The sequence below is a fragment of the Rothia mucilaginosa genome (genome assembly GCF_901875305.1).
Taxonomy (GTDB): domain Bacteria; phylum Actinomycetota; class Actinomycetes; order Actinomycetales; family Micrococcaceae; genus Rothia.
Genome location: NZ_CABFLY010000004.1, coordinates 90,347 through 116,362 on the forward strand (window position 1 = coordinate 90,347; position 26,016 = coordinate 116,362).

The following is a 26,016-nucleotide window of genomic DNA, read 5'->3' on the forward strand; positions in this document are numbered from 1 at the left end:
CGTATAGTGCAATGAATATAAATGCTTTCCCTGTCGAGCAAGTGCATGTTTTGGTCAGACCACACTTAAATTTAGAGTAATTTATACCCTAAGTTCAAATAAAAAACCATTTGAACACCCCGATATCAGCACACCACAAACACCCCGGCAGACACCTGCCTCACCAACAGTTAGCGCCCACATACTACACAAAAAAGTCCGCCCGCACGGTGCAGAAGAAGCCGTGCGGGCGGACCCGTTATCTATCCCCAAAAGTTCGGCGTGCAGTCGGTACGCATACCGGCGTAAAGCCGAACCGCCGCCACCTGCCGCGAATCACCGCGAGCAAACCATCATCCGGTCAACCCGCAGCAGGTAGCGGAACCTAAAGCTCTCCGGGCGGGAAACCTAGAGAGAAGCGCGAATCGCCTTGGTGGCATCCACCAGGTGACGCAGAGACTGCTTGGTCTCCTCGTAATCGCGAGTCTTCAGACCGCAGTCGGGGTTCACCCACAGGTCGGCAATAGTGCCGTAACCAATCGCAGCCTTCAGCAGGGACTCAATCTCCTCCTGCGAAGGAACACGCGGGGAGTGGATGTCCCACACGCCCGGGCCCAGACCAGAAACGAAGGTCTCCGGAATGTCAGCCAGCAGCTCCATGTGCGAGCGAGCCGCCTCAATGCTGGTCACGTCAGCGTTCAGAGCGTTAATCGAGTCGATGATCTCGTTGAACTCCGAGTAGCACAGGTGGGTGTGAATCTGGGTGGAATCCTTCACGCCGCTGGTAGCCAGGCGGAAGGAGTTCACCGACCAATCCAGGTACTGCGGCTGCTCGTCGCGGCGCAGGGGCAGCAGCTCGCGCAGAGCCGGCTCGTCCACCTGAATGATGCGGATGCCTGCCTCCTCCAGGTCGGCAATCTCGTCGGCCAGCGCCAGAGCCACCTGGTTAGCGGTCTCGCGGCGCGGCTGATCGTCACGCACGAAGGACCAGGCCAGAATCGTCACCGGGCCGGTGAGCATGCCCTTGACCGGCTTCTCGCTCAGCGACTGTGCGTGGGAGCTCCATGGAACGGTGAACGCCTCACCGCGCAGGCCCTCACCGTGACGCTTCACGTCACCGAACAGGATCGAGGGGCGGGTGCAACGCGAACCGTAGGACTGAACCCAGCCGTGGCGGGTGGTTGCGAAGCCGTCGAAGTTCTCGGCGAAGTACTGAACCATGTCGTTACGCTCAGCCTCACCGTGAACCAGCACGTCCAGGCCCAGCTCCTCCTGCAGCTTGATGACCGAGGCGATCTCGTCACGCAGGAAGCCGTTCAGCTCCTCAACGGAAATCTTGCCCGCACGAGCCTCCGCACGGCGGCGGCGAATCTCAGCGGTCTGCGGGAAGGAGCCGATGGTGGTGGTCGGCAGCTTCGGCAGGTTCAGGTCGGCCTGAGCCGCACGGCGAACATCAATGGTCGGGCGGTTGAAGTCCTCAGCGGTCACAGCTGCGGCGCGGGCACGAATCTCGTCGTTGTGCTTGCGCGGGTCAGCGGCGAAGCGAGCCAGCGCCTCATCAGCAGCCTTCAGCTCCGGCTCAACAGCGGCCTCACCCTCAGCCAGGCCACGAGCTAGCAGGGCAATCTCAGCGACCTTCTGGTCAGCGAATGCCAGGCCGTCCACTGGAACCTCGGCCGGGTCTTCCAGAGCCAGGTCGTGCGGCACGTGCTGCAGCGAGGTCGAAGAAGCCACAGACACGGCACCCTCGGATGCGCCGGGCAGCGCCTCCAGAGTCTTCAGCGCCGCGCGAACGTCGGCACGCCACACGTTGCGGCCGTTCACGATGCCTGCCACCAGGTGCACGCCGGCGGCAGAAACGGACTCCAGCTCAGCCTTCGAGTACACGCCGTGCACCAGGTCAAGGTGCAGGGCCTCAACGCCGGTACCCAGCAGAGCCGGCAGGTTCTCACGCAGGGAACCATAGGGGCTGGTCACCAGAATCTGCGGGCGCTTCTCGGCGGCAGCCAGGGTGCGGTAGGTGCGCTCGGCAAGCTTGGCAACCTTCGCGTTGTCGGCACGGTCCACGGTCAGGCCCGGCTCATCCAGCTGAACCCACTCAACGCCGCGCTCAGCCAGCTGCTCCAGCACCTGAGCGTAAGCGGCAACAAACTCATCCAAAAGGTCGATGGGTGCGAAGTCCTCGGCGGAACCCTGCTCGGCCTTAGCGCCCAGCAGCAGGGTCAGCGGGCCAACAATCTGCGGGCGAACCTTCACGCCAGCCTGCTTTGCAACCTCAAGCTGCTCGTCAATAGCCTCAAGGTTCAGCTTAATCTCGGTGGACGCACCAATCTCGGGCACCAGGTAGTGGTAGTTGGTGTCGAACCACTTGGTCATCTCCAAAGGAGGCAGGGTCTCGGTACCGCGCGCCAGTGCGAAGTAGCCGGGCAGATCCAGCAGGCCGCGTGCATCCTTAGCCTCAGCCAGACGCTCGGGAACCAGGGTGAACAGGCGAACTACATCAAGCACCTGGTCGTAGTAGGAGAAGGTTGCCGGAATCGAGTAGTTATCAGCCTTCAGACCGGCGGCGGTCACGCGCTCGAAGTAGGTGCGCTGCACGTCAGCGGCGGTGTCCTGCAGCTCCTGCAGGGTGGCCTTGCCCTTCCAGAAAGCCTCCTGAGCCTTCTTCAGCTCACGGAAGCGGCCCACGCGGGGGTAGCCAACAATAGTTGCGGCGGGGAAAGCAACGTTAGACATAGTGCATATTCCTTTACTGGGGATAGAACTGGGAGAATCAGCGGGCCCTGCCGGCCCCGTCGATGGGGCCGAGATCCGTGGGACGCTCCCGGGGTACTTTGGGGGAAACTTGGGTGGCGCATCCGCGCCGGGTGGAGCGGGTCGCGTTTAGGCGAATTCCAGCTCGCTCAGGGACTGGGAGAAACGGTTGCTGTATCGGGGCAGGTCCAGCTGGTCCAGAACGTCCAGCACCGCGGCATGCTCGTTGAAGGTGAAGAAGTGCAGGCCCGGTGCGCCCGCATCCATCACGGCGCGGCACTGGTTCAGCGCGTAGTCCACGCCGATGCGGTGCAACTCTGCGCTGCTGGTTGCCGTCTCTAGGGCGTAGGCGAGGTCCGTCGGGACTTCCATGCCCGCCATCTGGCAGAGGTTCCGCAGGCGCTTCAGCGAGGTCACCGGCATGATGCCCGGAATAATCGGAATGTCCACACCTGCCAGGCGTGCCGAATCGACCAGGGCGTTGTAGCGCTCATCCTCAAAGAACACCTGAGTGATCGCGAAGTCCGCGCCGGCACGCTGCTTGGACAGCAGAATCTCAATATCCTGCAACAGGGATGCCGACTCGGGGTGCTTCTGCGGGTACGCCGCCACACCAATCGACACCTTGCCAGCTGCCAGGTGGGCGAAATCTTCACGCTCAACGCGGCGAATGAGTTCCACCAGGTAGCGGGCGAAAGGAAGTTCAGAAACCTGACCTTCCTGAATGTCGCCGCGAAGAGCCAGGAAGCCGCGCACGCCCAGGCCCAGAATCAGGCGGACTGCACGCTCCAGCTCGTGCACCGAATGGCCAGCACAAATCAGGTGAGCTAGCGGGGTGAGGGAGGTTTCGTGTACCAGGTAGTCGAGCAGGGCGAGGGTCTTCTGGCGGCGTTTTGCGTCACCGGAGTAGGTGACCGACACGTAGTCGGGGTTAGTGCTCTCGAGTTCTGCGATGGTGCGAATCAGTGACTCGCAACTCGCGTGTGAGCGCGGAGGGAACAGCTCAAAAGAAAGAGCCGGGTGAACTGTCGTCATAACCATCCTTCGTGTTCACCCGATAGATACGCACCGGCAGGGTGCGCGAATTCTTCTGCATGATGCGCTACACCGGTTTGCTGGTGCGACTCATCAAGGGGTGCCGAAGGGTATTCTTCTCTATCGGTTCTGGCGGGAGCACCTTGTCCGTACCCTGCACCGTGACGGTGGGGGATACTGGCGAGGTTGCTGCGACGTCTACGAGCCAGATCTCTCGGTCGCTCTTGATAGATAACGCTCTCACTCTACCGGGCGTTTTGGAGGGTGCGCAAGAATTTCGGGGAATGATGGCCCAATATGTCGAGAGATGACGAGTCACCGAAATATGAACTTAATATGACTGACTATGACGAAGAGCGGCTGGGGGTGTTGCTGGTAGGGGTGTCGGCTGACCCCTGGATGCCTGGCACTATCGCAGATACGTCTGCTTAATATTCTTGGACACGCGCGAATATATGTGTTTTATCTTTCAGTGAGAGGTAGGGTAACTAATAACTAATGAGGCACGGGTAGTGTTTCAATGTCCGCTCATCGAGGAGTTTCAGGACCCAAAGATGAGTTCAATATGACTTTGTGAGCGTGGTGAGAATGAAAAATCTATTTTCCTCTATACTCTGGTCCTTCCGCCTAGCCTGGAAAACCTGTCCCGCGACCCTAGTGAGCACTGCCCTATCGCTAGCCGTCATCGCCTGCATTCCCTTGAGTCAGTCCCTGCTGATTGGTAATACAGTATCAGCCTTGAGCGGTTCAAATGGTGGCGCAGCATGGATTTATATTATTGCTCTTGCCCTTGTTGTCGGAATTAATATCATTGCTCAACGCTGGGTAAGAAGTAACATGCTTATCCTCAAATCAAAGGTGAACTATCGGGTTCACTGCATGTTAAATAACAGGTTATCTACATTTCCGTTGTCTGATATAGGTAGCACAAAATCGCAGGAAGATATACGTGCTGCTAGAGAGGCAATATCGAAACAGGAATTGCAGGTTCACACCATGTCAGTTATGACACTGGTGAGTGCCTGCGCAATGGTGTTACTTCTCTGTCTTAATATTGCGAACGTCAGCATTGTGGCAGCAATTTTTGCGGCACTGTGTTCATTGCCCCTAGCCATTGCAATGGTGATTCTCGCTAAACGCGATTACGCTATATACACCCTAATGTACGAGGATTATCGGGCAGAGAACTACTATCTAGACAATCTGATGGCTCAGAGCCGAGCCCAAGAACTTCACCTCATGAGAGCCTCCCGATTTTTCTCGCAACGCGTAGCGTCCTGGCGACGCCGGGCAGCCGGTAGGGAATTGAGCCTTGAAAGTGTTAGAGGAATCATCTCCATAGTTGCAGGGCTACTCTGCTCTGTCTTACTTTTTGCGTCCCTGTACTTCCTTGTGGATTCAGGCGCCGATATATCGTATGTGGCCGGATCGCTGATTGGAATCATTGCCTGTGTTAACGCGACCCAAGAGGTGGGATATTCATTCGGCCAGATTATTAATGGAGCATTATCTGTTCAGCAATTCCGAAGGGTATGCGACTCTGATACTTACGACCATGCTTCTGAGATAAAAACTTCTAACCCTAACCGTGAAAATATTTCAAAAATTATATGCAAAGATGTATCCGTTCAGTATGAGGGCGCGTCGTCTTTTGCGCTTAAAGATATTAATCTTGAGCTGATGAATAATCAAATGATTGCAGTAGTTGGTGCCTCGGGCGCGGGAAAAACAACGCTAATAAATGCAATTCTTGGAATTACACCAATTGCCCAGGGGAACATAACGTATAAGGGTGCTTCTTCTGAGAGTAAATACAACATGTTGGCAAATGTTGGTTTGGTGAGTCAAGACTACGGCCGTTATGAACTGACTGTGCGTGAAAATCTTCTTCTGGGTTTGCCTCAGGAGGTGGTTGAGCGTCTTGGTGATGCTGATTTGTGGTCGGCTTTGTCGGTGGCTTGTGCTGATGATTTTGTGCGTGGTCTTGAGGGTGGTTTGGATGCTCAGTTGGGTGAGTCGTTTGGTGGTGTTGGTCTTTCGGGTGGTCAGTGGCAGCGTTTGGCGTTGGCGCGTGTGGTTCTTCGGGATGCGCCGGTGTGGGTTTTGGATGAGCCGACCAGTGCTGTGGATGCTGAGACTGAGGAGGAGATTTTTGCTCGGTTGAAGGTGGCTGCTGGTGGGCGTTTGGTGGTGTTGGTGTCTCATCGTGCGTGGACGTTGCGTGGTGTTGATTCTGTGGTGGTGTTGGATGGTGGGTGTGTGGTGGAGCAAGGAACCTACCGGGAGCTAACGACCGACCCTACATCACGCTTCAGGAAGCTCTTCGCCTCCCAACTGGAAGGGGAAATAACCTCGCAACATACCCGCACAACGTAGAGTTAAAAGCATGGAACGTATTGAATCTCCCGTCTACCGTAGGCTCGGCAACTCCGGCCTCGTCGTGCCCAGCGTCGGCATCGGCTGCAACAACCTCGGCCGCCCCGGCACCCCCACCCGCACCCAAGAAGGCACCAACGAAGTCATCGCCGCCGCAGTCGACGCCGGCATCAGCTTCTTCGACATCGCCGACCTCTACGGCGCCGAGCCCGGCCTCTCAGAAACCATGTTCGGCACCGCCCTCACCCAGCTCGGCCTCGACCGCGACGAACTGACCATCGTCACCAAATTCGGTCTGCCCGTCGGCAACCTCAACGGCAACGACCGCAACGCCCGCGGATCCCGCCGCTACATCATGCGCGCCGTCGAAGGGTCTCTCCGCCGCCTCGGCACCGACTACATCGACCTGTACTTCTACCACAGCCCCGACCCCAACACCCCCATCGAAGAAACCCTCAGCGCCCTCGACCAGCTCGTACGCGACGGCAAAGTCCGCTACCTGGGCCACTCCAACTTCTCCGGCTGGCAGCTCGCCCACGCCGAACACTGCGCCCACGAACTCGGCACCGAACGGTTCATCGTCGCTGAAAACCACTACAACCTGCTCGACCGCCGCGCAGAACTCGAAATCCTGCCCGCCGCACGGCACTTCGGCATGGGTGTGCTGCCGTACTTCCCGCTCGCTAACGGCCTGCTGACCGGCAAGTACCGCCGCGACAACATTCCCGCCGGTTCGCGCCTGTCCCACTCCAAGAAGAACGTGCTCGACGCCGCCAACTGGGACCAGCTCGAAGCCTTCCACAGCTTCTGCACCGAACGCGGCATCACCGAGGTGCAGGCGGCGTTCTCCTGGCTTGCACAGCAGTCGCCGGTCACCTCCGTCATTGCCGGTGCGACCAGCGCCGAGCAGGTGCGCGCCAACGCACAGGCGGCATGCCTGCGCTTCGACGCTGAGGACCTCGCCGCCCTGGACGCCATCTTCCCGGCACCCGAGAAGATCGCACTGTTCTAAACTCCGGCTCCTTCTCAAAGGGGCACTCAGGCGGTCGCACCGGGCGGCCGTAAAATATGCTGAAAAATATGCGTGGTGAGAAATAAATATCACCCGCCGAACGTTTTCGCTAGGATTAGGTGAGGTGTGTCTAACCTGACGCACCTCACCTCATCTATGTACCCACCCCTGCCGCCTGGAGCCAACCCGGCGCAGCCACCCGCCACCGGCACATCAAAGGACACCATGAGCGCACAGAGCACCGCCTCCACCCTGCCCCCTCTGGGCACCGGGAAGCACAGCCGATACCTCGGCGTCATTGCCCTCATCGCCACCTTCGGCGGACTGCTCTTCGGCTACGACACCGGAGTGATCAACGGCGCGCTCGAACCCATGAGCCGCGAACTCGGCATGGACTCCACCGCCCAAGGCTGGGTCACCGGATCGCTCGCCTTCGCCGCCGCTATCGGCGCGCTCGGATGCGGCCGCATCTCCGATCGGTACGGCCGCCGAATCACCATCATTGGGCTCTCCACCATCTTCTTTATTGGCGCCCTGACCTGTGTCTTTGCACCCAACGTCGCCGTGCTCATCACCGGGCGCACCCTGCTCGGCCTGGCGGTCGGTGGCGCCTCCGCCGTAGTGCCTGTGTTCCTCGCAGAGCTCGCACCCTACGAAATTCGAGGCTCCCTCTCCGGCCGCAACGAGCTCATGGTCGTGGGCGGTCAGCTTGCCGCGTTCATCGTGAACGCCCTCATCGGCAACGTATGGGGCGAGCACGACGGCGTGTGGCGCTGGATGTTCGCTATCTGCACCCTGCCCGCCATCGGCCTGTTCGTCGGCATGCTGCGTGTGCCCGAGTCGCCGCGATGGCTGCTGCGCGTCGGCAAGCGTGAGCAGGCGCTTGAGGTGATGAAGCGCATCCGCTCCACCGAACGTGCCGAAGCTGAAATCGCCGACATTGAGCGCACCCTGCAGGCGGAGGCGACCACCCAGAACGATGCGGCGGGTAAGGAAAGCGTGGGCGTGCGCGGCTGGTTCGTGCGCATCCTGCTCGTCGGTATTTTGGTCGGCGCGGGCCAGCAGCTGACCGGCATCAATTCGATCATGTACTACGGCATTAAGGTGCTCAAGGAAGCCGGTTTCAGCGAATCCGCGGCGCTCATTGCGAATATTGCGCCGGGTACGATTGCGGTGCTTGGTTCCATCCTGTCGCTGCGCCTGATAGAGCGTGTGCCGCGCCGCGTCATGGTCATTACCGGCTATAGTTCAACTGCGTTTTTCCACGTGCTGATTGCGGGCGCATCCATGCTGCTGCCCGCCGATAGCGCGGCGCGTCCATGGATTCTGCTGGTGCTCATCGTCTGCTTTGTGGGCGCGATGCAGACCTGCCTGAACGTGTCGACGTGGGTGATTATGAGTGAGCTGTTCCCGCTGCGTGTGCGTGCGGCGGGTATGGGTATTTCGGCGTTTAGCGGCTGGATGATGAACGGTGCGCTGTCGCTGGCGTTCCCCGTGATTCTGGGTGCGGTCGGTCTGACCGGCTCCTTCATTGGCTTTGCCGTGGTGAACGTGGTCATTGCGCTGCTGATGTCCCGCAATCTGCCGGAGACTCGCGGCGTGAGCCTGGAGCAGGTGGAGCGTGGCGTGATGGACGGTAGCATCTACCCCTTCGCACACAAGCGTTAGATTTGGCGGTTTTTAGGCAAGAATGAGGCGGGCGGCCCCTCCCCGGTGGAGGTGCCGCCCGCCTTGCAATATGCGTTGAAAGACTAGTCTGCAGGGTTCTTTTCGAGGAACTCGTTGAGGCCGATGCGGTAGCCGTCATCTTCGGCGCGTGCCTTGCGCAGAGCCTCAATGTCGAGGAGCTCTTCGTACTCTTCCAGTAGCTTCAAATCTTCGTAGGAGATGAGCGCGGCAACAGTCTTTCCGTTGCGGCTGATGAGGGGACGTTCGCCGGAGAACACGGCTTCGTTGACTTTGGTTCCGAGGTTGTCGCGGAGTTCTTTAAGAGTCGTGACATTGGAACGAGTCCGGTGAGTGGTGACAGTCATGACTGGTTCCTTTCTGGGGTTTATGCGTTAGCTCCGAGGATAGTTCCTGTGTAGGTTCCATCCAGGAGAGCTACTTACATAGTATACACAATGTAAAGTATGTAAAAAGTGTACACTTTTTCTGCTAAGGTTGAGGTTAAGATTTAAAACTCTGCCTGAAGGATGCAGATGACTGCAAACCATCTCTCAAACCCCACGTACCGGGTCGAATTGACGCGTAAAGCAGCGAAAGAACTGAAGAAAATCCAACGAGAAGACCGGGCCGTCTTCGAGAAAATTATCGCCTGCCTCCAATCCCTTGGCGATGACCCATATATGACGGGAGTCAAGAAGCTACAGGGTGAAGAAGGGTACAGGGCGCGAGTAGGAAATTATCGCATTCTGTACACCATTGATAACGGGGCAGTTATTGTTGAGGTTTTCCGAGTCGGGCATCGGCGAGAGGTTTACCGCGGCCTGTAGGGTATAGAGTTCTGAGGCTACCCCCGGCACCCGGCCGTGATGGCTACCCGGGGTGCCTCTGGGAGGCTCATCCCTCGGGCGTGTCGCAAAATTTTTTTATATTTTTTGCGAATAATCCATAAAAGCCTCCCACAAGGTCCTTTATTTATAATGCTCGGTTCAGCACGCCGTAAATGTCGTTGTGTAAACCCAAAATAAGAGACTTAATCCACATAATCCGTTCGGCGCAAGCGTAGCGACTGTTCATTGAACGAGAAGCAAGGAACCCCTACCCTGAAACCCCGCCCGCAAGGTGCTACCTTCAAGAAGGTACTATTGACTACAAAGCACCGAAATATATGCTTGGACTACGCGAGCACACACCGCGCAGCCACCGGAACGTATCGTCACCCGGTGCAATACACATGACTCTAATGGAATACAGGTGAACTATGACTGAGAACGTACACAACGATTGGGATTTGCGTAGCGAAGAGGTCCAGAAGGACCAGGTAGCAGCATACGACGCGATGCGCCGCCGCTGCCCCGTCGCCCACGACGAATTTATGGGATACTCCGTCTTCAAGAACGCCGATGTGCAGCACGTTCTCGACCACCCCGAAATCTACTCCAACGTGGTCTCCAACCGCCACATCGCCGTCCCCAACGGCATGGACGCCCCCGTGCACACCGCGTTCCGCGCAATCAACGACAAGTACTTCACCCCCGAACGCCTGGCCCCCTTCGCACCCGTCATCCGCGAGGCCGTGAAGGCCCTCATCGCAGAACTGCCCCGCGGCGAAGAGGTAGACGTCATGCAGGGCTTCGGCCAGGCCTACGCAATGCGCGTACAGAACGCCTTCATGGGCTGGCCCGCATGCCTTGAGCAGCCCCTCACCGAGTGGATCGAAAAGAACCGCGTGGCCACCCTGCGCCGTGACCGCGCAGAAATCGCTAAGGTCGCCCTCGAATTTGACGGTTACATCCGCCAGCTGCTCGATGAGCGCCGTGAGGACGCCGCAGCGGGCAACCCCAAGGATGTCACCGCCGAGCTGCTCACCGACATTGTGGACCTGCCCGGCGAAGAGCCCCGCACCATGACCGACGAAGAGATCGTCAGCCTCATCCGTAACTGGACCGTGGGCGAGCTCTCCACCGTCTCCGCAACCGTGGGCGTATTCGTGAACTTCCTGGCACGCAACCGTGCCGAGCAGGACCGTCTGCGCGCATCTCTCTCCGACGGTAACGCTATCGATGACCGTAGCGAAATCGCCCTCGCCGTTGAAGAAATCATGCGACTTGAAGACACCCTCGTCACCAACCGCCGCATCACCACCGAGGACACCGAACTTGGCGGCCGCACCCTGCCCGCCGGCTCCCGCGTGACCATCAACTGGGCAAGCGCAAACCGCGACGAGGACGCCTTCGAAGACGCCCTCACCTACAACCCACACCGCGACCAGTCCCGCAACCTCGTGTACGGTGACGGCGTCCACGTCTGCCCCGGTGCGCCCCTGGCACGCCTGGAACTGCGCATCCTGATGGAAGAGCTGCTGCGCGGCACCGAATCCATCGAGATTGCGGACGAGAGCGAGAAGCCCGCAACTGTGAACGCCGTGTACCCGGTCTCCGGCTACTCGGTCGTGCGCGCTATCTTCAACTAAAGCGTAATGAGCACCGGTAGTATTGCCCGAGCGGAATGAGCCGGATGCTGTAGCATAACGCAAGAGGCGCCGAACCCTTTGCTGGGGTTTGGCGCCTCGCGCTGTTAAGAGTGAATAGTAGGGGTAGTGGTGGCCGGTATCAGCCGCGCACTATAGATGAAACGGAATATTCCCTATCGGCTATATAGCCTAGTTGGCTATCTAGAAAGCTGAATCTAGCGGCTAGAACTCATGACTGAAGGATTCACAGAAGAACCCGCAGAGCCGCTCGCAGACGGACGAGCTGAAGCACTCGCTGAGGCCGAAGTAGAAGCCTCCGCTGTAGCCGATGCCGACTCCTCCGGAGACAGAGCCGTACCATCCGCATGAACACCAGCCATCGCCGGAGTCACACCGTTCACAAATTTCAACTTTGCCTGCTTGAACTGGTACTCGGGAGCGCAGGTCAGCTTGTACTTCGAATTCGATAGTTCACGAATCGACTTCACATAATTCTGAGTCTCCTCAAACGGAGGAACACCGCCGTACTTCTCCACAGAACCGGGGCCCGCGTTATAGCCGACGAGCACCACATCCTGCAACTGGTCCTCGGAAGAGGCGTACTTCGCCAAGCGAGTACGCAACTCAGCCAAATAACGTGCCTGCGCAGCAATCGCATCGTGCGGGTTCAACACGTTACCGCCGTTACCGAAACTGTAGTGCTCGGCGTTCCACGCCTCATCGGTAAACTGTGCAATACCCTTGGCGCCCTGATGGGACTCAACGCCCACGCGCCAGTGGCTCTCAGTCTCAATCTGCGCGGCCATGACACCCGCCCGGAAACCCGACACCTTAGCGCCCTGCTCAAAATCGCTTCGCAGGGCGGCGGGCGCGTAGGACAGCTCCGTCATGCCGCAATAATTATCGTAGGTGGCCGCCAAACCGGCGACACCTCCGCCCAGCAGAACCGCCGAAGCAATAATCTGCCAGTGCGCTAGAGCCCCGGCCAGGAATCGCAAGGGAAAAGCCCTACGCGGCCGAGGGGAAGAAATCTGTTGATCCGCCGAAACGGAAGTGTGGTTGGAGGCGCTCGTAGCGTTACGCTCGGAAGGGGCGCCCGAAGTGCTATGTGCCATCCATCCAGACTAACGTACCCGTACCGCAGATACCGACAAAATACCCCCGGATGAGGTTAAAACCATAGTCAGCGCGTAATACGAACCCCATCCCGGCCCGGCGCAAACAGTCCGGATGCCCGCCTTCGAGAAAGGAAAACCGCCCGGGAAGTGCCCCCGGGTAGCAGAAGGCCCCGCCAGGCGTATCCGAGGATGCACCCGGCGGGGCCACACGAATCCCGCTGCCGCGAGGAACTCAGCTTGCGAGGTTGCCTAGCGGTCGGTCACCACAATCTTGCCGGCGGCACCGCGCTCCATCTCCGAGAAGGAGTGGTTCACGAATGTGTACGTGCCGGACTCCAAGAACTGCATCTCCACGAAGCCGCCCTGGGCGGGTGTCAGATCCAGCGCCTGGCTGTGGCCGTCACGGCTGCCGTACGCATCCGCGCCGCGGCGCAGTAGGTAGCCGCCCTCCTTGTAGACGGTGTCGAATTGCGAACCGACCACGTGGAAGCTCGTGCCGTGGTTCGGGCCAGCCGCCATCACCCAAATACGCACGCGCTCACCCTTCTTCACCTGCAACGGCTTTGCCTTGTACTGGGTTGCGTGGCCGTTGAACATGGTCAGTGTGGGCGTGCCCGCCGCAATCAGGTCAGGCGAGTTCTCCGCCAGCTTATTGCCGTCGGAGGCGGTCTTGCCGGTATCGTGCAGGTACGCTTCACCCTGAACCATTACGTACTCGTGATCGACCGGGTCAAGGTCCGCCGGGTCAATGATGACCGCACCGTACATGCCCTGAGTCATGTGCAGGCTCAGCGGGGCGGTACTGCAGTGGTACAGCCACATGCCGGCGGCCTTCGCCTCGAAACGGTAGACGAGACGCTCACCGGGGGCGATGGTCTTCATCGTGTTATCGGGGGAGACCATGCCCGCGTGGAAGTCGAGCGAGTGGCCCATCGTGCTGTTGTTGATGAGTGTAATTTCAAAAATGTCGCCGACTTTACCGTGCAGAACCGGGGCCATGTTCTGCCCGTTGAAGGTCCACATGTGGACGGTCACGCCGGGGGCAACCTCGCGGTCGACCTCCTGCACCTGCAGGGTGACTTTGCGGACGGTCTTACCGTTCACCTGCTCGGCGGTGTTCAGCGCCGGGATGTTCGGGTCGCGGTACTGATAGCCGCTACCGGGCGCCGCAGACATGTCAATCTTGCCGTTAGCGACCGTCATAAGGGTCGGGACGTTACCCGTCGCGGCGTGGTTGTGGTTGGTGTGGTCACCGGAAGCCAGCTGCTGCGAGGATGCACCGGTCACCTTCACCTTGAGGACCATGCCCAGGGAGCGGTGGCCCGCCACGGAGCAGTACGCCTCGGTATCGGCGGTCATGACGCCGGCGTCCACGGTCTTCGTCTCGCCGGGGTTGATGGTGCCGGTGGTTGCGCCGTTATCGAAGGTCAGGTCGTGGGTCATGCCCTGATCCTCGTTGGTGACCTCGACGACCAGGCGGTTACCGGCGGGCACCTCCACCTCGGCGGGGGTGAAGCGGTAGTTGCTGGTTGCCTTCACCTTGACGGTGGTGGTCTGGCCGGTCGGCGCGACCGCCTGCGAGCCGGCGTCCAGGGTGGGCAGGGCCGAGAGGTTCAGCGCGGAGGGGTTCACGGCAAAGCCCAGCAGGAAGGCCATGGCCACGGCCAGGGCAGCCTGGAAGCTCTGCTTGGCGTGCGGGACGGGCTCGGGGGTGAGCGCCTCCGGGGTGAAGACGGGCTTCTCGCCGCGGGCGCGGGCCGCCATCATCTCCTTGCGGGCGTTTACCGAGGCCTTCACACCGCGAATCATGAGCGGAATGAACACGGCCAGGGCCAGAGCACCCACGACGGCGACGGCAATCTTAATGGACTGGCCAACCGCCGCGCCGGGCATCATGAAGACGAGCAGGGACAGGTTCACGGCGGTCACGCGGGCCGCGGCAAAACGGTTAAATTCCTTGTTGGATGCGCGCACCACCGCCGGGCCGCCGCCCATGCGTTGCGGCAACAGGTAGCTCATCGCGCCGAGCAGCACCTGAAGCAGGAAGCCAACCACGAAAATGGGGGTCACGGCGCGCATATCCAGCTGCGCGAAGGGGGTGGCCGCCACCATGACGATGGTCGCCACAACGCCCACCAGGAACCAGCAGAAGCCCATACCCACGCTCATGGGCGGGTACTCGTTCGGGCGCTTGGAGCGCAGGGTACGAACCATCACCCCGGCCACGAGTAGCAGGCCCAGCAGGTACACCACGAGGCCGGCCACGGCTAGCGGGCGCAACCCGAAGAGCGCGCCGACCAGGGTCAACGCAACGCCACCGCACATGAGGTACAGGGCGCGCACGCTGTGGGCGAGTGCCTTATCCACCATCTTGGTGCGCAACATGGTCGGCCAGAAGGTTACCAGCGTACCAACCACCGTGATGCCAACGAACCCGAGCACGTTCACGGCCTCGTGAGCGAGCAAAAACTGCGAGTGCAGGGTGCCGTTCAGGCCCGGGTAGGCCACCATTGCGCCGAGCAGGGCACCCAGGGGTAGCAACAGGGCCGCAACGATGTAGAAGCGAATCGTCGCGCCAAAGCGGGAGGGTAGGGCGCGGCGTACCTGACCCATCAGGTAGATGCCGTGCCAGGCCACCATCGCGCCGACGACGAGGGCGCCCACCACCGTGGCGGCATAGAGTCCCGGCACGCTCAGCTGGCCAACCATGCCAATCATGAGAAGTACGATCCCCGCGTTCAGCGTGAAGATGCGGCCCACCTGGACCTTGCGCTGCTCATCGGGAATCTTGATCTTCATGAGCGCTTCGGTGAAGTGCTGCGACCAAATTAGAATCGAGTTCGTAATCAGGCCTAGGGTCACCATGTGCACCATCAGCCAGCCGCTATTCGGAATGATGCGGTGCAGCAGAAGCGCACCGATGAGGGCAAACATCCAGTAAGAAACGGGCTTAGAAGCGCGACGATGCCACGTACCGCGACCGGATGCGCGGCGCGCAATCTCTTCGGTGGTGAGGGAAGCGCCGGGGATTCCAGCCGGGCGCATGCCGATGCTCAGCCCGGAGGAGCCGCCTCCGGAGACAGCCGCACCGCCTGCTGAACCGCCGGGTGCACCGATGCTCAGCCCGCCGACGCTCCGGGGATGCTGACCGTCAGGCGTGCCGCCGCCGGTCGCGCCAGGGCGCTCGCCGCCGTTTGGCTTCTCGCTTTCGGGTGGGGTGCCGAGATGTTCGCTCACACAATCACTACTTTCACTGCTGGTTGTTCACGTCGAGACGTCGATGCGTTTACGTTGGTGTGGTGACGTCGGTGTGTTCGGGGGCGCTCCGCATCCGCTAGACTCCGCGAAGGGCGCGTCGAATGCCATACAAACCCATTATATTGCCCCATTTGCACCAATTTTGAAGACAGTACGTGCGTATAAATGCGCTCTGTGGTGCGCTCCGGGAGCCTATGAATCTGCGCCCTGATGCATCGGATGCACCTTCTTCGCGTTACACTGTTATGGCTTGAAAACGCTGATGCCCCGCACTCTCACAGCGCATCCGAAACACCCTGCGCCGGGATCCGCAGCATACCCTCACAGTAAGGACACCACGTGGCCAGAACCGAATCCAAAACCCCGATGTGGGGCATTATTGCCGTCCTGGCCCTCCTGGCGGTGGGCGTCGATTTCCTGCTCCGAATCCTGAGCGACCCCGGTAGTGGCCTGGATTTCTCCATTTACCGCCTGGGCGCCATGACCATTTTCGATAATGAGGGGTTCACCCAGGACCTGTACTCCCCAACCCTGAACGATCACGGCGTGATTAAGCCGCCGTTCACGTACCCGCCGTTTGCGGCGATGCTGTTCCTGCCCTTCGCGTTCATGCCTCTGGTCGTCGGTAAGGTGCTCATGGTGCTGGGGTCCGTGGCGGTGGCTTGGTGGCTTTCGACCATCATCTATAACTACGTGAATGCACGCGGCCGCGCTCTGCCCTTGCAACGGTACTTTGGCCGCGTGGGCACTATCGCCGTGCTGACCCTTCTGGTGGTTGCGGCGGGCCCCTGGCAGCGCACCATCGATCTGATTCAGATTAACCCGTTCATTACCGCGCTGATCCTGGCCGATTTTGTGCGTCCGGCGACCCGCGTGCCGCGCGGCGTGCTCATCGGTATTGCCGGTGGCGTGAAGCTCACCCCGCTCGTCTTCGGCCTGATTCTGCTGGTGCGCCGCGATTGGAAGGGCGTCGCGACCCTGGGCGCAACCTTCTTCGGTACGATTGCGCTGGGTTTCATTCTGATGCCTAAGGAGGCGCCGGAGTTCTGGTTCTCTGCGTTGACGAATCCTTCGCGTGTGGGCGGTCTGAACTTTGTGGATAACATTTCGATTCAGGGCTGGCTGCTGCACTTCGGCCTGTCCGAAGGTGCAGCGAAGCCCGTCTACTACGCCTTGGCGCTCGTGAGCATCGTGCTCACCGCTGGCCTGCTGTACCAGTTGGAACGCCGCGGCGCCGCGCTGGCGCAGGTGGCGGTGACCGCCTCTTTGATGGTGGCGCTGTCGCCGATTAGCTGGTCGCACCACAACGTGCTGCTGCCCCTGCTGGCGGCCGTGCTGGTGCTGGAGGCGTTCCCCACCTACTTTGCCCCGCAGCCGGCCTGGTTGCGCGTGGCCGCTGCGTGCTTTGCCTGGGTTGCCGTGCTGGGCCTGTACATTTCGCCGATGCGCATCGGCTCGTGGATGCACGGTTCCATGGACGATATGGAGCACCTGGCCGCTGGCGCGCTGGCGGTGTCGGCGATTCCGGCGTTCTGCCTTTGGGTGACGACGATGCTCTGGTCGGTTGCCGCGCTGAGCGCCCCGGTGCGCGGTGCGAAGGTTGAGCCCGTGCGGTACGGTTCTGCACCCAACGACGCGCCCCTGGGCTGGTGGGGTGCCCGCGCCCTGGTTGCCGAGCGTGTCGAGTCTGTACGTGCCGCTACTTCTCGGGAGGCAACCGCGTGAGCCGCGCGAAGAACGCTGAGACGAGCGCCGGGAAGAACGCCGAAAATATCAAGAATACCGGGGCGGTAGCTCCTGTGATTCCGTGGGCTTCGGCCTCCGCAGCTACCGCGGATACCGACTCCGTCGAGCCCGCCTCGGCCGCTTCGCAAGACATGGAGCCCGCCTCAACCCGGGCCGCGAAGCCGAAGGACCGCTCCGAGCACTCCGAGGCATCCGAACGCGTTCTCAGCCTGCGCGAACGCTTCTTCCGAGGCGGCGATATTTGGGCGCACCTGGTGTTCATCCTGGTGGCCGCCTACGCCCTCAACTACGTCACGCACGCCGCGGCCGACGACATTTACGTCTACCGCCTGGGCGCGGTCTCCCTGGCCGACGGCCCCGACGGGCTGCAGCTCTATAGCTTCCGCACGCGCGGCCTGCCCTTCACCTACCCGCCGTTTGCGGCCCTGCTCTTCTACCCGCTCGCGTTCCTCACCGAGCCGCAGAGCATGATGCTGATTACCGTCATCATCGGCGTGCTCAGCTACGTGTGCGCCTACGCGCTGTACTCCTATGCGCGTAGCCGTGCCTGGCGTCTGCCCCTGCAGAAGTACTTGAGTTCTTGGGGCATGGTCTCGCTCATGGCGGCCCTCATTTGGGCTTGTGGCCCGTGGCGCCTCACCACGCACTTCGGGCAGATTAACGCGATTATCCTCGCCCTAATCCTGGCCGATTTTATGCGTCCGGCCACCCGCGTGCCGCGCGGCGTGCTGTTGGGCATTGCCGCCGGCATTAAGCTCACCCCGCTCGCCTTCGGCCTGCTACTGCTCATGCGTAGGGACTGGAAGGGGCTCATCACCACGGCCCTGAGCTTTTCAGCAACCGTGGGTATTGCGTACCTCGTTGTACCCCGAGAATCGCGAATCTATTGGTTCCAGGCGCTGCGCGACACCTCCCGCGTGGGCTGGTTCAGTTACTTTGACAACGTGTCGATCATGGGTACCCTCACCCACGCGGGCCTGCAGCATGAGCTGACAGCAACCTCCCTGTCGGTCGTACAGGTGGCCCTGACCCTGCTCATTGTCCTGGTGACAGCCGTTCTGCTGATCCCGCTGATTCGCGCTCGCGCGGTCGTGTCGCAGTTAGCGCTGACGGCCTTCATGATGCTGCAGATCTCGCCGATTAGCTGGTCGCACCACAACACCTGGTACCCGCTGATGCTGGCTGCCGTCGTCGTGGAAATCTTCCCGCTGTTTTACCGGTGGGCAAGCTCGCTCATTGCGACCCTCGGCGCTATCACGGCGACTGTGGCGCTGGCGGGCATGTACATTTCCCCGTACTGGATTGTGTTGGCCTTCGCTCCGCATTTCAGCTCGGACAACATCCTCATGGTGCCCGAAGGGTCGCTGGGTCTCATGGCGGGCACATCCCCGTACCAGTTCATGTACGTGTTCACGGTGGTGACCTTCTTCGTGTACATGGTGCACCGCCAGCGCGTTGATAGCGCCGCAGCCCGCGAAGGGGAACGCGTGACCGCCCTGGGCGCCGCATACTAGAAACCGCCGCGACCCGCGGTCGTGAAAGACCGCAGACGCAGAAGAGCCCCCGCATCCGCTCAGGGATGCGGGGGCTCAACCGTTAAGACGGACCACCACGGGTTATGGGCGGCTAATGGGTGCTGATGCTCCAGTCAGCCGAGGAGGTGCTACGCACCTGCAGGAAGTTCTTGCCGGTGCTCTTCCACTCCATGCTGCTCTTCATGTTCGCCACGCTGGTGCCGAACAGAAGGTCGCTACGGCTGGCGCTCATCAGTGCGAAGCCGCGCTTGCTGTCCAGGCCCTTCGCCTCAAACTCCATGGTGGATTCGCCACCGTCGTAGGTGTAAGCGTAGTAGTTCATGGTCGTGTGGAACTTCTCGCCCTTGGTGTAGTTCGGTGCGGAGGATTCGTCGTACACGCGAATCAGCCACTCGCCCTTACCGTTGAGCTCCAGCTTGCGGGTGGGGCTGGAGGGGTTGGTGGTGTCCAGCCATGCGGTTCCGCGGATAGGGGTGCGGTCGACGGTCATATCGATGACGCTCAGGCCGGTGGAGTTCTCACCCTTATCGGTGAGGCTGGTGATGTAGGCGCGGCTACTCATGTCGTCTGAGGGCTTGAACTCGTAGTAGACGATGCCCTTGGAGGCGTCACCCTTCACCTTCTCGATGTCGATGTTCTTCTTATCCTCGGTGACGGTCTCCTTGTACTCCTTGTATTCGCCCTCGGGCAGCTTCGCCTCGGCCGCGGTGGTCGAGGACGAGCCATCCGACGACTGGGCGCTCGCCGAGGTGGAGGTGCCTGCCGCCTGCTTCGAGTGGTCGGAGGAATCCGAACCGCCACGCGGCAGGAGCATTACGACGACCAGGATAATGACGATGAGCAGAGCCAGGGCAGCACCGATAATGCCCAGCAGCTTGCCGCCGAATGCGCCCTTCTTCTTGGGTTCGGAGTCGGCGGGCTGGGGGTTCTGCTGCTCGTGCTGAGGTGCAGAATCCATCTGGGGGACGTAGGGGTTGAACGCTGCGGCGGGCTGGGCCTGCTGACCCTGCTGGCCTGCCTGAGCAGCGGGCTGGTAGGGGTTGTAGGGCTGGCCACCATGCTGCGGGGCGAATTGCTCACCCTGGAACTGGTCGGGCTGACCGCCGAAGGAATCGGCGGCACCCTGGTGCGGGTTCTGCTGGTCGAAGGAGTCCTGGCCCGCGAAGTTCTGACCCGCGGGAGCCTGCGGAGTGAACTCCTGGCCAGCGAAAGCCTGGGGAGCCGCCACATCGGCGGGGGCCGGGGCACTTGCCTCGGGAGCCTGCGCGGGCTGCTCGGGCGAGGAGTGGAACTCAATCAGCGGGGAGCTCTCAACGGAGTGGGGTAGGGACGCCTCGGCAGGAGCCTGCTCGGCCGGAGCTACGGGGGACTCAGCCGGGGCGACGGACTCCGCGGGGGCCTCGTGGGCGGGCTCAGCGGGCACGTCTGCGGGAACGGAGGCCTCGTGGGCGGGCTCAGCGGGCACGTCTGCGGGAACGGAGGCCACGGGAATCGTCGGGGCGGCGGGAGCCACCTCAGCTACGGGGTTCAGCACCTGCTCGGGCAGAGCGGTTTCCTGAAGCGGAACCGGGGTCAGGTAGCGCATGGGCTTCGGTTCCGCCTCATGCGATTCTGCACCGGCCTGCTCGGCTACGACGGGCTCCGCGGGAACCGCCTCAACCGGGGCCGGAATCTCTGCGGAAATCTCGGCTTCGGTCACCTCAACGGTCGGCTCCGCAACGGGCTCTGCGGGTGCCTCTACGGGAACCTCCGCAACGGGCTCGGAGGCGCCCAGCGCCTCGGCGGACTCTTCCGAAATGAGCGGCTCAAGAGGAGTTTCATCGACATCGATGGGCTCAGGGTCGGGCTCTTCGACCCACAGCTGCCAGCCGTCAGGAACGGGACCCCATGCCGGATCCGGGCGCCACGTGGGGGTGGGAGTCCAACCTGCGGGAGGGGCAGGCCAATTGGGCGGTGGATTGAAGACGAGTGCCATAAGAAAGCAGCCTTTCTGGTGCTGAGAAAACACCCCGGAAGAGCGGTCATCAGCGACTATGTATATGACGTGTATTATCGCTTCAAATTATGGCACAGCTTTATGGATAAAAAGCCTTGCCTAGTCGTTTTTGGGAGGAATCACGGCATACTCTTCACTTTTGTAACATTCAGCGTTAATCCGCGGTTAAACATTGGGGTTTGAGCTTAGGTTGAGGGTTTTGCGTGCGATGCGCACTGTATCCGAAGCCTCCGCACCTGGGACGCTTCGTGCCGGTGCCCGTCCAAGCTGCCCGGCTAGGATTAAGGCATGAACACAACGCCCCCTCCCGCATTTCAGCAAGCACCGTTCGCCCCCGCTGCCTCGGGCCGATTCTCCCGCACCGATGGTCTGGCCTACCATCGCCTCTCGCATGCCGACCCGGATACCCGCTGGTTTTCACCCCTGCTGGAGGGCCTCATCGGTGGCGCAGTTTTCATTGGCCTGTCTTTGATACTGTCGTTTTTTACGGCGGCGGCCATTATGGGTTCGGGAGTTTCCTTCCATGATTTAGCTACGAACCGCGCTGTCGTTATGGAACACCCGGCGCTGTTCGCGCTGACCTTCCTCTCACTTATTGCCATCGTGCCTTCGCTCTTTTTGGCGCGCCTGGTGGTTGGTCCTAGACCCTGGGGCCTGATTCATTCGGTGACGGGCCGCCTGCGCCGTTCACTTCTGTTTCCGTACCTGGGCTTGGGCTTTGTGATTTACGGTATCTACTATGCCGTGGTGCTGGCGACGAGCGGTGCAGCCCTGCCCGATTACCGTTATTCGCAACCTTCACAGGTTGAATTTTGGGTTATTGCGGTGCTGATTCTAGTTCTGGTGCCCGTGCAGTGCTACGCGGAGGAGCTCGCCTACCGTGGCTTCATGATGCAGATGCTGGGCCGCTGGGTGCGCACTCCCTGGTTGCCGATTGTGCTACCGGCGGCGCTCTTCATGTTCTCCCACCCCTACGATGCGTGGGGCCTGGGCTTCGTGTTTGCGATGGGCGTGTACGCCGGGTTCCTGTGCTGGTACACCGGCGGCCTGGAAGCTTCCGTCAGCCTGCACGTGGCCAATAATGTGACCCTGTTGCTGCTCTCCCTCGTGGCGGGTCTGGATCCCTTCGCCTCCGAGGGCGTGACCCCCATGGATGCGTTGCAGGGCATCGCGTTGGAAGGCGTGTACGTGGTGCTCGCCTGCCTGATCTTCAATGCACGTGCTCGCCGCGGCGAGGTTTCACGTGAAACACAACCGCTCAAGGTTGATAACTAAGGGCCGCGATGGCTGGAGCCAGCGATAACTAGCGCATGCGGCGGGTAGCCCTCATCCGACTATCCCAGCTCGCTCGCCGCCGCTTCATCCGCGTTCCATCTGGACTTTTATGCCGGTTCACCCCGTCAACACCCAAGAAAAGGTAGGGTTAAACCATGACTGTTGATGCTGTAAAGAATATTGAAGACCTCGCCGCATTCGTGGCGGAGTCGCCGGTCTCTTACCTCGCCGCGCGCACGGTAGCGCGCCGCCTGCAAGCAGCGGGCTTCACCGAGCTTGTAGAGACCGAAGCATGGGACCCGCAGATCGCAACCGGCCGCCACTTCGTCGTCCGTGACGGCGCGATTATCGCCTGGGCTGGCGGTGCGAAGGCGCAGAAGGCAAGCGGCTACCGCGTGCTGGGTGCGCACACCGACTCGCCCTCCCTGAAGATCAAGCCCTCCTCCTCCATCACCACGAAGGGCTGGCACCAGATTGCCGTCGAGAACTACGGCGGCGCACTGCTGAACTCCTTCCTGGACCGCGAGCTGTGCGTGGCAGGCCGCCTCACCGTCCTTGAGGGCGGGGAGCTGAAGGACCGCCTGGTGCGTACCGGCGCGATTGCGCGCATCCCGCAGCTGGCGCCGCACCTGGACCACAAGCGCAATGAATTGGTGCTGGACAAGCAGTTCAACATGTACCCCGTGTGGGGTGTGGACCCGGCGGAGAATGATGTGCTCGGCTACATGGCGAAGCACGTGATTGACGGCGAGTCGGTCGACCCGGAAAGCATTGTGGGTTACGACCTGCTGTTCGCGGATTCGCAGCCGCCGCGCCGCTTCGGCGCGGATCAGGAGCTGTTCGCCTCGGGTCGCCTGGATAACCTGTCTTCGGTGCACGCGGGTTTGACCGCCCTGGAGCGTTACGTTGCCGATAACGCGGACGAGCACGCTACCGAGACTGTGATGCTTGCGGCGTTTGACCATGAGGAGCTCGGCTCTGAGTCGCGTAGTGGTGCGGCGGGCCCGTTCCTGGAGGATATTTTGGTGCGGCTGTCCGCTGCCCGCGGTGAGAGCACGGAGGAGTACCGCCGTTCGGTTGCGGCGTCGTTCTGCCTGTCGGCTGATGCCGGTCACCTGGTGCACCCGAATTATCAGGGTCACCACGACCCGACCGTTCAGCCGCTGCCCGGTGGTGGTCCGCTGCTGAAGATTAACGCGAACCAGCGTTATGCGACGGATTCGGTGGGTGCTGGCGTGTTTGCTGCGGCGTGTGCGAAGGCTGGTGTGCCGTATCAGGAGTTCGTGTCGAATAACAATATGCCGTGTGGCTCGACGATTGGCCCGATTACGGCTACCCGCCTGGGTATGCGCACCGTGGATGTGGGTATTGGTTTGCTGTCGATGCATTCGATGCGCGAGATGTGCCATGTGGACGATATGGCGTACATGACGCGCGCGGTGGAGGGCTTCTTCCGCCTCTAAATTGAATCCCGCTGAGGTATGAACAGCTGGGGAGTGGGCGCCGGGAACGTAAGGTTCCCGGCGCCCTTATTCTTTAAAAATTTTTCAAAATTTTTCGGGGGGGGGGGGAGGAGGTGTTTACCTCTTGAATAGGGTCTATGTGTGCTGTAAAGTAACCCACAATACGTTATGCACGTGTTGCACACTACTTATTTTTGAGAATTTTTCACCAATGATGGTGCACCATCAGCTCGTCACCGGCGTAGCGAGCGAACCCCAACATGAAAGGCGGTTCCTATGTTCTTCGATATTTCTCTGATTCCGCTGGCGGTTTTGGTCATTGTGGGTCAGCTGAAAAAAGCACCACCAAGGTTGCTAAACAACCCTAGCTATCAGAAGGAGAGGGAGCAGGTGCTAAAGCACCTGCGCATCCTGGATGTGCTCGGCGTGGGTTTTGCTCTTGCCCTGATGATTATTCAGTGGGGTAACCCCGCGTTATCGCTTGCCTTTCAGGCGTTCGTTATTTGGGTGGTTCCCCGGCAGTTGTACGAGCTCTGGCAGAAGTTCAATGTGTCGCGTGGGATGCTCTTCGCGGGCGCTATTGCGCTGATCATTATTGAGTTTGGGTTGGCGCTCCTACCCTAACCTGCACCCTATAATAGTTGTGGCGGTGACCGAACAACGGTCACCGCCACAACTATTTTTAAGATGAGACAGACTCAGATTAGACGGGGTTCGATTAGACAGGGTTGTCGGGGCTGGGCAGGGTTATCACCTCAGACCAGCGAGTATCCTTAGCGGCCGCACGGTTCGCGTCGCTCTTCTGCTTCACATCGGCTGGTGCCTGCTGCGCCCACGCCTCAAAAGCAACAATGTAGTTCTCGGGGTAGTTTGCCGCGAGCAGTTCCTGTCGGGTTGGGAAGTACTCCTTACCCTCTCGAATATCGACGTAGTTGCTTGCCTTGTAGGGGTCGGCGCTCTGGATGTCAGAGCGCGGGCCGGAGGCTACCTTTCCGCTTGCCACGTTATTGTCGTCGATAGCGCGTACCCACGCTGCGGCGTAGGCGTGATCGGCCTTGTTCTTCTCGTACAGCGCCAGGCACTCGGCTCCTGCTGATTCAGCTTCGGCGCGGGTGGGGAAGTTCGCCTGGTTGCGCACAACATGCCGCGCAGAGACGTAGGAGGGCAGTGCTGTTCCGCGGTCGGCGCTGATGGCTTCCTGCTGTTTGAGGGTTTCAGCTTTCGCGGCTTCGTCAGGTTCAAGGCAGGGGGTAGATGCCTTCTTCGCCGCGGAATAGGAGGCAGACCCGGTGGGGCTTGCTGATGATGGGGAGGAAGCTGCAGTCGTGTTCGAGGGTGCGGGAGTGTTTGATGCCGTGCTGGTGGAGCTGCCGCAGGAGGCAAGAAGCATGGGAAGAATCGCCAGCGCGGCACCGCGTCGTAGACCGCTGGAACGGAACGAAAGAAAAACAGGGGTTTGGGTCATGAGACCACCTCGCAAGAGGGATGGAACGATATATTGCGTCTAAACATACCCCAATATTTGATACATGGTCAATGGAAAATACCATCTTATTTTTAAAACCAACACTCTAGACGCAAGATGTGCAACCCAGTAGTCTTAGGGTATTGACCTGCTTAAACATGAGGTAGACGGGGTAAGAGTGCGGAGATTTTGCAGGTCACCTACTTGTCCCAGGATTGACTTTAGGGCTTAGTGGATAAGAAAAACAACATTGAGGCTATGCGTTCGGTGTTCCGCTACTAGCGTTTTATGCTACTGAAAGGAAATGGCATTATGAATTCTACTTATAAGATGTTCGCCGTAAATGAGAAAATAATTTTGTATATCTTATTTCTCATTGTATTGCAATTTTTTTATATTTTCCCAACTGCCCTGTATACAGATTTCGATAGATTTGTCTCGCCATGTTATGGGTGGCAAAGTACCTATTTCTACTTGCCCTTCTTCGTGGTGGGAGTTGTATTAGCTAGCTTGTGGCAGATTTTTAGTATATGGCTGGGTGTCAAGCTTCGCATAGGCATTTTTTGGATTGCGTCGCTATATTTAGCTTTTAAAATGTATGGGACTTATGAAATTGTAAAAAGCTATATCGTCAGTCCATGTAAAGTCCCTACAGAATATATGCATGGAATATTGTGGCCATATGATTTGCAAGTATTCATTCTCCTGGGTCCCGATATTGTCTCATGCGTTATTTTTATAGCAGTTTTTATTGCATGTTCTAAGCGTAGCTACTGGGTGCCAACCCTCGCAGCTATAGCCGCATTTGTTGCGCAGTGCGTCATCTCGCTACTGCTCTGGGAATACGTTAGGGGACTTATCTACTT

General features: G+C 59.9%; 17 protein-coding genes and 1 riboswitch. Of the genes, 10 read left to right on the forward strand and 7 right to left on the reverse strand.

The features are described from left to right. Positions 1-387: 387 nt before the first annotated feature. Positions 388-2,715, reverse strand: a complete 2,328-nt coding sequence (gene metE / locus JX292_RS05885; RefSeq protein WP_204862480.1) for a 5-methyltetrahydropteroyltriglutamate--homocysteine S-methyltransferase — start codon at positions 2,713-2,715, stop codon at positions 388-390. Positions 2,716-2,862: 147 nt separating this feature from the next. Further along, the gene (locus JX292_RS05890) at positions 2,863-3,768 is read right to left on the reverse strand and encodes a methylenetetrahydrofolate reductase (protein WP_204862482.1); all 906 of its coding nucleotides are present in this window, start codon (positions 3,766-3,768) and stop codon (positions 2,863-2,865) included. A 117-nt stretch (positions 3,769-3,885) separates the two neighbouring features. After that, a riboswitch (SAM riboswitch) is annotated at positions 3,886-4,002 on the reverse strand. A gap of 423 nt (positions 4,003-4,425) precedes the next feature. On the opposite strand from JX292_RS05890, the gene JX292_RS05895 reads away from it, so the two are divergent. The 3 genes from JX292_RS05895 (at position 4,426) to JX292_RS05905 (ending at position 8,824) form a co-directional block, all read left to right on the forward strand. After that, on the forward strand, positions 4,426-6,144 hold the full coding sequence (locus JX292_RS05895) for an ABC transporter ATP-binding protein (protein ID WP_239653669.1): 1,719 nt from the start codon (positions 4,426-4,428) through the stop codon (positions 6,142-6,144). 10 nt (positions 6,145-6,154) lie between these two features. Next, positions 6,155-7,156, forward strand: a complete 1,002-nt coding sequence (locus tag JX292_RS05900) for an aldo/keto reductase (RefSeq protein WP_204862493.1) — start codon at positions 6,155-6,157, stop codon at positions 7,154-7,156. A 156-nt stretch (positions 7,157-7,312) separates the two neighbouring features. Then, positions 7,313-8,824 carry a sugar porter family MFS transporter gene (locus JX292_RS05905; RefSeq protein WP_275586151.1) on the forward strand — a complete coding sequence of 504 codons (1,512 nt, stop codon included), beginning with the start codon at positions 7,313-7,315 and terminating at the stop codon, positions 8,822-8,824. 83 nt (positions 8,825-8,907) lie between these two features. Here JX292_RS05905 and JX292_RS05910 read toward each other — a convergent pair whose 3' ends face one another. Continuing rightward, positions 8,908-9,189: a type II toxin-antitoxin system prevent-host-death family antitoxin gene (locus JX292_RS05910; RefSeq protein WP_204862497.1), complete on the reverse strand. Its 282-nt coding sequence runs from the start codon at positions 9,187-9,189 to the stop codon at positions 8,908-8,910. A 168-nt stretch (positions 9,190-9,357) separates the two neighbouring features. Between JX292_RS05910 and JX292_RS05915 the strand changes: the two genes are divergently transcribed. Both JX292_RS05915 and JX292_RS05920 read left to right on the forward strand, forming a co-directional pair. Continuing rightward, the gene (locus JX292_RS05915) at positions 9,358-9,651 is read left to right on the forward strand and encodes a type II toxin-antitoxin system RelE family toxin (protein ID WP_204862498.1); all 294 of its coding nucleotides are present in this window, start codon (positions 9,358-9,360) and stop codon (positions 9,649-9,651) included. Between the two features lie 431 nt (positions 9,652-10,082). Further along, positions 10,083-11,294 carry a cytochrome P450 gene (locus JX292_RS05920; RefSeq protein ID WP_204862499.1) on the forward strand — a complete coding sequence of 404 codons (1,212 nt, stop codon included), beginning with the start codon at positions 10,083-10,085 and terminating at the stop codon, positions 11,292-11,294. A gap of 215 nt (positions 11,295-11,509) precedes the next feature. Here the strand turns inward: JX292_RS05920 and JX292_RS09085 are convergent, their stop codons facing one another. Together JX292_RS09085 and JX292_RS05930 are read right to left on the reverse strand one after the other, a co-directional pair. Continuing rightward, on the reverse strand, positions 11,510-12,409 hold the full coding sequence (locus JX292_RS09085) for a lytic transglycosylase domain-containing protein (protein ID WP_204862500.1): 900 nt from the start codon (positions 12,407-12,409) through the stop codon (positions 11,510-11,512). Positions 12,410-12,661: 252 nt separating this feature from the next. After that, entirely contained in the window at positions 12,662-15,649 is a 2,988-nt protein-coding gene (locus tag JX292_RS05930; protein ID WP_430538712.1) for a multicopper oxidase domain-containing protein, read from the reverse strand. A gap of 360 nt (positions 15,650-16,009) precedes the next feature. On the opposite strand from JX292_RS05930, the gene JX292_RS05935 reads away from it, so the two are divergent. Both JX292_RS05935 and JX292_RS05940 read left to right on the forward strand, forming a co-directional pair. After that, complete coding sequence (locus tag JX292_RS05935) at positions 16,010-17,395, forward strand: glycosyltransferase 87 family protein (protein ID WP_204862504.1); 1,386 nt, start codon at positions 16,010-16,012, stop codon at positions 17,393-17,395. Next, a complete protein-coding gene (locus JX292_RS05940) occupies positions 17,392-18,930 on the forward strand; it encodes a glycosyltransferase 87 family protein (protein WP_204862510.1) in 1,539 nt (512 codons plus the stop codon). Before JX292_RS05935 ends, JX292_RS05940 begins: the two co-directional genes overlap by 4 nt. 112 nt (positions 18,931-19,042) lie before the next feature. Here the strand turns inward: JX292_RS05940 and JX292_RS05945 are convergent, their stop codons facing one another. After that, positions 19,043-20,926 (reverse strand): hypothetical protein, encoded by a 1,884-nt coding sequence (locus JX292_RS05945; RefSeq protein ID WP_204862512.1) that lies wholly within the window; start codon positions 20,924-20,926, stop codon positions 19,043-19,045. A gap of 309 nt (positions 20,927-21,235) precedes the next feature. On the opposite strand from JX292_RS05945, the gene JX292_RS05950 reads away from it, so the two are divergent. The 3 genes from JX292_RS05950 to JX292_RS05960 all read left to right on the forward strand — a co-directional run bounded on the left by JX292_RS05950 (position 21,236) and on the right by JX292_RS05960 (position 24,309). Next, positions 21,236-22,222 carry a CPBP family intramembrane glutamic endopeptidase gene (locus JX292_RS05950; RefSeq protein WP_204862514.1) on the forward strand — a complete coding sequence of 329 codons (987 nt, stop codon included), beginning with the start codon at positions 21,236-21,238 and terminating at the stop codon, positions 22,220-22,222. Between the two features lie 155 nt (positions 22,223-22,377). Next, positions 22,378-23,685, forward strand: a complete 1,308-nt coding sequence (locus JX292_RS05955) for a M18 family aminopeptidase (protein WP_204862516.1) — start codon at positions 22,378-22,380, stop codon at positions 23,683-23,685. Positions 23,686-23,961: 276 nt separating this feature from the next. Further along, entirely contained in the window at positions 23,962-24,309 is a 348-nt protein-coding gene (locus JX292_RS05960; protein WP_204862526.1) for a hypothetical protein, read from the forward strand. A 94-nt stretch (positions 24,310-24,403) separates the two neighbouring features. On the opposite strand, the gene JX292_RS05965 is transcribed toward JX292_RS05960, so the two are convergent. Next, complete coding sequence (locus JX292_RS05965) at positions 24,404-25,150, reverse strand: hypothetical protein (RefSeq protein WP_204862528.1); 747 nt, start codon at positions 25,148-25,150, stop codon at positions 24,404-24,406. Between the last annotated feature and the right edge of the window lie 866 nt (positions 25,151-26,016).